General features: G+C 34.7%; 9 protein-coding genes and 1 pseudogene. 7 read left to right on the forward strand and 3 right to left on the reverse strand.

Annotated features, from left to right (window positions below; all coding sequences use genetic code 11):
- Nucleotides 1-436: 436 nt before the first annotated feature.
- Nucleotides 437-1783, reverse strand: coding sequence for a serine hydrolase domain-containing protein (locus ACIQ0M_RS07910; RefSeq protein WP_396151310.1), 1347 nt, complete (start codon nucleotides 1781-1783; stop codon nucleotides 437-439).
- Nucleotides 1784-1937: 154 nt separating this feature from the next.
- Between ACIQ0M_RS07910 and ACIQ0M_RS07915 the strand changes: the two genes are divergently transcribed.
- The 7 genes from ACIQ0M_RS07915 (at nucleotide 1938) to ACIQ0M_RS07945 (ending at nucleotide 6418) form a co-directional block, all read left to right on the forward strand.
- A complete protein-coding gene (locus ACIQ0M_RS07915) occupies nucleotides 1938-3152 on the forward strand; it encodes an aminotransferase class V-fold PLP-dependent enzyme (protein WP_396151311.1) in 1215 nt (404 codons plus the stop codon).
- Nucleotides 3153-3163: 11 nt separating this feature from the next.
- Nucleotides 3164-3604, forward strand: a complete 441-nt coding sequence (locus ACIQ0M_RS07920) for a hypothetical protein (protein ID WP_396151312.1) — start codon at nucleotides 3164-3166, stop codon at nucleotides 3602-3604.
- On the forward strand, nucleotides 3594-4013 hold the full coding sequence (locus ACIQ0M_RS07925) for a SufE family protein (RefSeq protein WP_396151313.1): 420 nt from the start codon (nucleotides 3594-3596) through the stop codon (nucleotides 4011-4013). Before ACIQ0M_RS07920 ends, ACIQ0M_RS07925 begins: the two co-directional genes overlap by 11 nt.
- A gap of 40 nt (nucleotides 4014-4053) precedes the next feature.
- On the forward strand, nucleotides 4054-4467 hold the full coding sequence (locus ACIQ0M_RS07930) for a GxxExxY protein (RefSeq protein ID WP_396151314.1): 414 nt from the start codon (nucleotides 4054-4056) through the stop codon (nucleotides 4465-4467).
- A 61-nt stretch (nucleotides 4468-4528) separates the two neighbouring features.
- The gene (locus ACIQ0M_RS07935) at nucleotides 4529-4852 is read left to right on the forward strand and encodes an SUF system Fe-S cluster assembly protein (RefSeq protein WP_291092549.1); all 324 of its coding nucleotides are present in this window, start codon (nucleotides 4529-4531) and stop codon (nucleotides 4850-4852) included.
- 70 nt (nucleotides 4853-4922) lie between these two features.
- On the forward strand, nucleotides 4923-5429 hold the full coding sequence (locus ACIQ0M_RS07940; RefSeq protein ID WP_396151317.1) for a DUF2480 family protein: 507 nt from the start codon (nucleotides 4923-4925) through the stop codon (nucleotides 5427-5429).
- Nucleotides 5430-5506: 77 nt separating this feature from the next.
- Nucleotides 5507-6418, forward strand: coding sequence for a DUF3078 domain-containing protein (locus ACIQ0M_RS07945; RefSeq protein WP_396151315.1), 912 nt, complete (start codon nucleotides 5507-5509; stop codon nucleotides 6416-6418).
- A gap of 219 nt (nucleotides 6419-6637) precedes the next feature.
- Here the strand turns inward: ACIQ0M_RS07945 and hflX are convergent, their stop codons facing one another.
- On the reverse strand, nucleotides 6638-7861 hold the full coding sequence (hflX, locus tag ACIQ0M_RS07950; RefSeq protein WP_396151316.1) for a GTPase HflX: 1224 nt from the start codon (nucleotides 7859-7861) through the stop codon (nucleotides 6638-6640).
- Between the two features lie 85 nt (nucleotides 7862-7946).
- A pseudogene (locus ACIQ0M_RS07955) lies at nucleotides 7947-8053 on the reverse strand (IS1595 family transposase); the annotation flags it as partial.

Here is an 8053-nt window from a genome sequence, read left to right on the forward strand (position 1 = left end):
AATACTAAATACGTAAACAATGTTCTCCATTACACTCGCTTAAAATCCCCTGCTTCAAAAAATAAAACAGATTATAACAACTTCAATTATCTCTTGAATATCGGCTTGATGACATCATCATCATTTTGTCTTTTCAGAGGGTTACTGCTGCTGTTAATATACCCGTTTGGGTTGTCATAATTATGACTATTAAGTGAACTCTATTTAGTATTGTGCTATCAAAACACTTTCAAAGAACTTACAGATGCAAATATACATAAATATTCCTGATAGTTAATAAAAATAAGTAAAATATTTTATAATAGCCTATAAATCAAAATTTTCTGAAGTATAAAGTCCCAACAAGTAATGATGTTTTATAAAAAATGTTTCCCTCATAAATAAGGGAAACATTTCTTAATTCTTTAGTTTATAGGGATTTATGAGGATTAAAAGTCTATTTCCTCAAACTCCCCAAAACCCTCCTCATCATCCCATTAAAATCAAAATCCTCATCTTCCGTCAATCCAAAACGAACAATCACCATTTCTTTACTCGGAATAATGATGACTTTTTGCCCTTGATAACCACTCGCGTAATACATGTCTTTTGGAACATCAGGATACGTTCCGCCGGCATTTAACCAAAAATGACCACCATAAGCACCGTTGGAAGTAGGAGTAGGTGTTGCCACATACTTCGCCCAACTTTTATCGAAAATCTGCACACCATTCCAATTGCCTTCGTGCAAATAAAGCAAGCCAAATTTCGCCCAATCGCGAGCGGTTGCCCATCCATACGATGAACCCACGAAATTCCCGGCCATATCCGGTTCAATCAACATCGAATGCATACCAATTTTATCAATTAATGACGAATACCAAAAATCTAAATATTCCTGATGCGTTGCAAATTGTCTTCGCAAGATTCCCGAAAGCAGATTTGTTGTTCCCGAAGAATAATTCCAATGCTTATTTGGAGCAAAAGCGGCCGGTTTTTCCAATTGAATTTTCGCCATATCATCTTCTAAAAACAACATTTTCGTTACATCCGATATTGAACCGTAATCTTCTTCCCATTCCAAACCGGAATTCATTTGAATCAAATGGTGTAATGTAATCTTAGAACGTTCATCTTTCGCCCATTCCGGTAAACCAACAGGTTTGTTAATGTCGATTTTTCCTTGCTTTTGCAAAATTCCAAAATAAGTTGCCGTGATACTTTTTATCACTGACCAACCTAAGAATTTGGTGTTTTTAGAAAAACCATCTTCGTATTTTTCGGCGATAATTTTGTCTTTGTAAATGACCAAAAGAGCTCTGGTTCGCTTTATTTTTTTACCTTTTTTATCAAAAGCATTATCAACTGCTAAATTCAGTTTTTCGTAATTCACTTCCGGAAAAAGAGTGTCTTTTTGTTCAAGATTTCCATATGGAAAAGGTAAATTAATTACTGTTTTATTTCGTTTCGGAACCAAATACGGTTTTGTTTCATCAAAATCATCATTTATTAAAGTAGCTCCCAAACCTTCTCGGTAAATGGCTTTGCGTTTTTTTAACCCGAAAGCTGAAGAAATAACAAACTTTCCTTCTTCATGGATTTCATTGGTTGCTAAACGAACATTGTCAATGTCATTATCGCCACTTTCAATAACTTCCAGAGAACGACTATCAATAAAATGACCAGATGCCACACTTTTGGCAGAAAATCCGGACACAATATCTAATTTAGGATAAGTTGTTACGCCCACATAAACGACAACCAATAAAAGCAAAACACTTAAAAATTTGAAAATCTTTTTCATTTGAAATGTTATTTCGTGCAATGTATAAAATAATAAGAAAAAAAAACAGCATTTGAGGTATTTCAGCTGTCACAATTCATAAAAATTCTTGAATTTGTGGCGGTTACGACTTCCTTTTTTACTACTTTTGTATTTAGAATTTTTCTAAATAAAAATGATAGATAGTCAAAAAATAAGAGCCGATTTTCCGATACTTTCTCAAACCGTAAACGGAAAACCGCTTGTCTATTTCGATAACGCCGCCACTTCGCAAAAGCCTCAAGTGGTGATTGATGCAGAAGCCAATTATTATAAAGAAATTAATGCCAATATTCATCGTGGTGTACACACGTTGAGTCAGTTGGCCACAGATGCGTATGAAGCTTCACGATTGAAAATTCAACAGCACATCAACGCAAAATTTAGTCACGAAGTGCTTTTTACTTCCGGAACTACGCACGGAATTAATTTAGTTGCGAATGGATTTGCATCATTCCTAAAACAAGGCGATGAGGTGATGGTTTCTGCCTTAGAACACCACAGCAATATAGTTCCATGGCAAATGTTATGCGAAAAAACCGGAGCCAAATTAGTTGTGATTCCGATGAATGAATCGGGTGAATTAATTCTTTCAGAATACCAACGATTACTTTCAGATAAAACCAAAATTGTAACCGTAAATCATATTTCCAATGCTTTGGGAACCATCAATCCAATCAAATGGATGATTAAAAAAGCCCACGAAGTTGGAGCAGCTGTTTTAATCGATGGAGCACAAGCAACGCCGCATCTAAAACCGGATGTTCAAGACTTAGATTGTGATTTTTATGTGTTTTCCGGACACAAAATCTGCGGACCAACCGGAACCGGAATTTTATATGGAAAAGAAGAATGGTTAAACAAATTGCCACCCTACCAAGGCGGAGGCGAAATGATTGCTACGGTTTCTTTTGAAAAAACCACGTATGCGGAATTGCCACACAAATTTGAAGCAGGAACACCCAATATTGCGGGAGGAATTGTCCTCGGAACCGCCATCGATTATCTCAATGAAATTGGTTTTGACAACATTGCCGCCTACGAACACGAATTACTCGAATACGGAACTAAAAAATTACTGGAAATAGAAGGATTAAAAATTTATGGTACATCAAACCAAAAAACTTCCGTAATTTCGTTTAATATTGACGGCATTCATCCGTATGATGTTGGTACGATAATTGACAAGTTAGGAATAGCGGTTCGCACCGGACACCATTGTGCTCAACCGATTATGGATTTTTATCAAATCCCCGGAACATTGAGAGCTTCGTTTGCGTTTTATAACACCAAAGAAGAAATTGATGCCTTGGTAGAAGCCGTTAAAAAAGCAAAACGAATGTTGTCTTAAAAAAACAGATTATGAAAACGATTACAATAATTTTTCTTTCACTTTTTTTAACGAAAGATTGCAGTCAAAAGGAAAAAGAAGAAATGAAAAAAGCGACCATCGAATACCAAGCCATTTCGAGAGGAAGTTATGTGAATATACAAATCCAGAACGAAACCCTTTCCATTGTTAGAAAACGAGAAGAAAAGGCAAAAAGCTATCATTTGGCAAAAGAGGATTTTAAAGAATTAACAGATTTGTTTGTAAAAATTGATCTAAATCAACTTGAAAATTATAAAGGACCGGAAGAAAAACGTTTTTATGACGGTGCAGCAATGGCTAATGTCAGAATTGTATATGAAGGAAAAGTTTACCAATCACAAACCTTCGATCATGATAGTCCGCCAGTTGAAATCGAAGCTTTTGTAAATAAAATAGTTTCGTTTGTAAAAACAGAAAGCAATGACAATTAAAGAAATACAAGACGAAATCGTTGACGAGTTTTCAATGTTTGATGATTGGATGCAGCGTTATGAATACATCATCGAACTCGGAAAAACTTTGCCGTTGATTGATGAAAAATATAAAACCGAGGAGAACATCATCAAAGGTTGTCAATCAAAAGTATGGTTGCAAGGTGAAGAAAATGATGGAAAAATTGCATTTACAGCCGATAGTGATGCTATTTTAACCAAAGGAATCATCGCTATTTTAATCCGAACATTTTCTAACCAAAAACCGTCTGCCATTTTAGAAGCCAACACCGATTTTATTGATGAAATAGGATTGAAAGAACATTTGTCTCCCACACGAGCAAACGGTTTAGTATCAATGATAAAACAGATAAAAATGTATGCGTTAGCTTTTGAAGCGAAGCAATAATTTTTTTACCATATAAGCCATATAAGATATTATAAGATTTATGAATTATACGAAACAAGATGTAAAAGATTTAGTTTATCAAGTGAATGGAGCGGCCATTGAAGTTCATAAAAGTCTTGGTCCCGGATTACTTGAGAGTGTTTATCACAAATGTCTTAAACACGAACTTGAATTAAGAAAAATTAAATTTCAATCGGAATTATTGATACCTATTCAATATAAAGGTATTGAGGTTGATGCTGAATTAAGGTGTGATTTTTTAATTGAAGAAAAATTAGTGGTTGAATTAAAATCAGTTACAGAAATGAAGCCGATTTTTGAAGCTCAAATTTTATCTTACATGAATTTATTAAAAATACCAATCGGCTTATTAATCAATTTTAATGTAACAAACATTTACAAAGAAGGCCAGAAAACGTATATTAATAACTTATATAATCAAATTTGGGATTAACTTATATTCCCTTATACTACTTATATGGTTAAGAAAATAGTCAATTTTTTAAGTAAACAAAATGGAAGAATATAAAGACGAAATAAACTTAGGGGAATCAGTGGTTAAAGTCCTAAAAGGCATTTACGACCCCGAAATACCAGTTGATATTTATGAACTCGGATTAATCTACGACGTAATGATCAACGAAGACAACGACGTGAAAGTTTTAATGACTTTAACATCACCCAATTGTCCTGTTGCTGAAACATTGCCGAGAGAAGTAGAAGAAAAAATCAAATCTCTTGATGCCGTTAAATCTTGCGAAGTAGAAATTACTTTCGACCCACCGTGGAGCAAAGATTTAATGAGCGAAGAAGCAAAATTAGAATTGGGAATGTTGTAAAAAAGTTTCAAGTTTCAGGTTTCAGGTTCAGCAACTTGAAACTTGAAACTTGAAACCTGAAACAAAAGACATGAACGAAATCATCAACAAAGTAGCCAATTCATCCCTCGAAGTATTCGATTTAGAGGATTATTATCCCACAGGAATCCGAACACAAATCGATATTGCCCAATGGCTGGAAGAAGGTTTTTTGTTAAAAGAAAAAGACTTTCGAGAAGCCTTAAAAAACTATGATTGGTCGCAATATCAAAACCAATTTGTGGCGATTCATTGTTCTACCGATGCGATTTTACCGGCTTGGGCAACTATTTTGGTTACGGTTCATCTTCAGCCGTTTGCAAAAAAAATCATTTTAGGCAAAAAAGAAGAAATCGACACCTTATTATATAGTGAAATCCTCAATCAAATCGATTATTCTATCTACACTAATAAACCGGTTATTTTAAAAGGATGTTCTAAAAAGCCTGTTCCGGAAACAGCCTATGTTTTTGCGATTCAGCAGTTACAAAAAGTAGCCAAAAGCATCATGTTTGGCGAAGCTTGTTCAGCAGTTCCGCTCTATAAAGCACCTAAATAAAAGTCATTAACGCAAAAAAAATTGTTAAATTTAGAACAATTACTAACTTTGTCCCGCAAAATCTTAAAATTTAAAGGATGAAAAAACTAGTAATCGTACTAAGTTTGTTGTTTGGATTTAATGTTTCCGCTCAACAAGAAGTGGTTAAAAGTGTTGACGAGGTAGTAAAAGCTGTAAACGACACTACACGAACCAATGGTTGGACTAAAAAAGGAAATATTTCTTTCTTGTTTAATCAATCTACATTTGACAATTGGGTTGCAGGAGGTGAAAACAATATTTCAGGAAACCTCGGACTTAATTATGACTTCAACTATAAAAGTGATGAGTGGTCTTGGGATAACAAAGTGATTGCTTCTTACGGTATCGTAAAAACCAAAAATTCAGAATTTGAAAAGAAAACGGATGACCGTTTTGAATTCAATTCCCTAGCCGGAAAAAAAGCAGGCGGGTATTGGTATTATTCAGCATTTCTAAACTTTAGAACGCAATTTACCAAAGGATTTGTTTATACAAATGTGGACGGTGTTGAGGTTAGAGACGAAAACACTAATATTTTTTCTCCAGCATATTTAACTTTTGGACCTGGTATGATGTGGAAAAAACGCGATAATCTAAAGTTCAATTTAGCACCATTATCATCAAAATTCACATTTGTTAGCAAAGACTTAAGAGACAAATTTACAGGAGTGAATTATTTCGGTGTAGATGAAGGGAAAACAATGCGTTACGAACTCGGTTTCTATGCAGCAGGTTACTATAAATTCAACTTATTCGAAAACGTATCCGCAGAAAACATCCTGAATTTGTACACCAACTATTTAGAAGACCCACAAAATGTGGATGTTGATTATCAACTAAATATTGTGATGACTATCAACAAGTTTTTGTCAACAAATCTGTCTTTTCAAACCATTTATGATGACAATGCTTTTCGTGGTTTCCAAACTCGTCAAGTATTGGGTGTAGGTGTGAACTACGGATTTTAAACTCATACAAGCTTACAAAAAAAGGCTTTTCCATCATAGGAAAAGCCTTTTTGTTTTTTGGGGCGAACGGTCGGGCTTTTCGTTCCAAGTTTCTTGATTTTTTTCAACAACTGCTCCGGCTGCGGGAGCTTCCGTTGGTCGCTTCCTCGATCGGGCATTTGTATGAAAAAAATCAAAAAAGCTTTCCTCTTCAATCCCTGTCGCAGTCTGTGCTAAATTCTATTCCTCATCCACAGCATCCTTATAATCCGGATACAAAAATTTATTATAAGGAAAACGAGTCACATGAATTTCCCGAACAGCTTCGTATACTTTTTCTCTAAATTCTTCAAAATTCTCTTTGTTTGTTGCCGAAATAAACAAAGCATTATTTTCACCCACAGTACTCATCCAGGTGGCTTTCCATTCTTCCAACGAATAATGCTTGGATGTTCGTTCAATCATCAAATCATCTTCATCAAATTGAGCAGGTTTATAAGCATCAATTTTATTAAAAACCATAATTGTATGTTTATCGGCACTCTTAATGTCTTGCAAAATCTGATTTACAGATGCAATATGATCTTCAAAATCCGGATGCGAAATATCTACCACATGCAATAACAAATCCGCTTCTCTAACTTCATCCAGCGTACTTTTAAAGGATTCTACTAATTGTGTCGGCAATTTTCGAATAAAACCAACTGTATCCGAAAGCAAAAAAGGTAAATTCTTAATAACTACTTTTCGAACGGTGGTATCTAAGGTAGCAAACAATTTATTCTCTACAAAAACATCGCTTTTTCCAACCGCATTCATCAACGTAGATTTTCCCACATTGGTATATCCTACCAAAGCTACCCTAACCATCGCACCACGATTTCCGCGTTGCACCGACATTTGTTTGTCAATCGTTTTGATTTTGTCTTTCAATAAAGCAATTCGATCTCGCACTATTCGTCTATCGGTTTCAATCTCCGTTTCACCGGGACCACGCATTCCTATCCCACCCCGTTGACGTTCCAAGTGTGTCCACATTCCTGATAATCGTGGTAATAGATACTGACATTGAGCCAATTCAACTTGTGTTCTCGCATAGGAAGTTTCGGCACGTTGAGCAAAAATATCTAAAATTAGGTTGGTTCGGTCTAATACCTTACAATCTAAAATTTTAGTAATATTTTTTTGTTGAGCAGGCGAAAGTTCATCATCAAAAATAACGGTAGAAACTTTATTTTCTTTAATATAAAGATTGATTTCTTCCATTTTACCCGTCCCCACAAACGTTTTTGGGTTGGGTTTTTCAAGCTTTTGCCAAAAACGTTTAATTACTTCACCACCGGCGGTATAGGTCAAAAACTCTAATTCGTCTAAATATTCGTTCAATTTAGATTCATCTTGTTCTTTTGTAACAATTCCTACGACGACAGTTTTCTCAAAATTTATTTTTTCTTTTTCTAACATATACAATTAAATGTCTTGCAAAATTAAGTAATTCACGAGCTTATCTAACCAAACTGTTTAAACAATTTTGATTGTCCGTTATTAGTCATAACCCTGTAATCCTTGCTATCACTAGCCTGTCGAATAATTTTTCTTCAAAATACCGTCTATTAAGCTTGTAAACGAACTCATTTAGGTATAATTGTAAATATT

The organism is Flavobacterium sp., assembly GCF_044339515.1.
Classification (GTDB): domain Bacteria; phylum Bacteroidota; class Bacteroidia; order Flavobacteriales; family Flavobacteriaceae; genus Flavobacterium.

Coding starts and splice junctions, on each gene's coding strand:
- ACIQ0M_RS07940 (WP_396151317.1), top strand. CDS start 4,923: ATGAACGAAATCATCAACAAAGTAGCCAATTCATCCCTCGAAGTATTC.
- ACIQ0M_RS07915 (WP_396151311.1), top strand. CDS start 1,938: ATGATAGATAGTCAAAAAATAAGAGCCGATTTTCCGATACTTTCTCAA.
- ACIQ0M_RS07930 (WP_396151314.1), top strand. CDS start 4,054: ATGAATTATACGAAACAAGATGTAAAAGATTTAGTTTATCAAGTGAAT.
- ACIQ0M_RS07920 (WP_396151312.1), top strand. CDS start 3,164: ATGAAAACGATTACAATAATTTTTCTTTCACTTTTTTTAACGAAAGAT.
- ACIQ0M_RS07925 (WP_396151313.1), top strand. CDS start 3,594: ATGACAATTAAAGAAATACAAGACGAAATCGTTGACGAGTTTTCAATG.
- ACIQ0M_RS07910 (WP_396151310.1), bottom strand. CDS start 1,783: ATGAAAAAGATTTTCAAATTTTTAAGTGTTTTGCTTTTATTGGTTGTC.
- hflX (WP_396151316.1), bottom strand. CDS start 7,861: ATGTTAGAAAAAGAAAAAATAAATTTTGAGAAAACTGTCGTCGTAGGA.
- ACIQ0M_RS07935 (WP_291092549.1), top strand. CDS start 4,529: ATGGAAGAATATAAAGACGAAATAAACTTAGGGGAATCAGTGGTTAAA.
- ACIQ0M_RS07945 (WP_396151315.1), top strand. CDS start 5,507: ATGAAAAAACTAGTAATCGTACTAAGTTTGTTGTTTGGATTTAATGTT.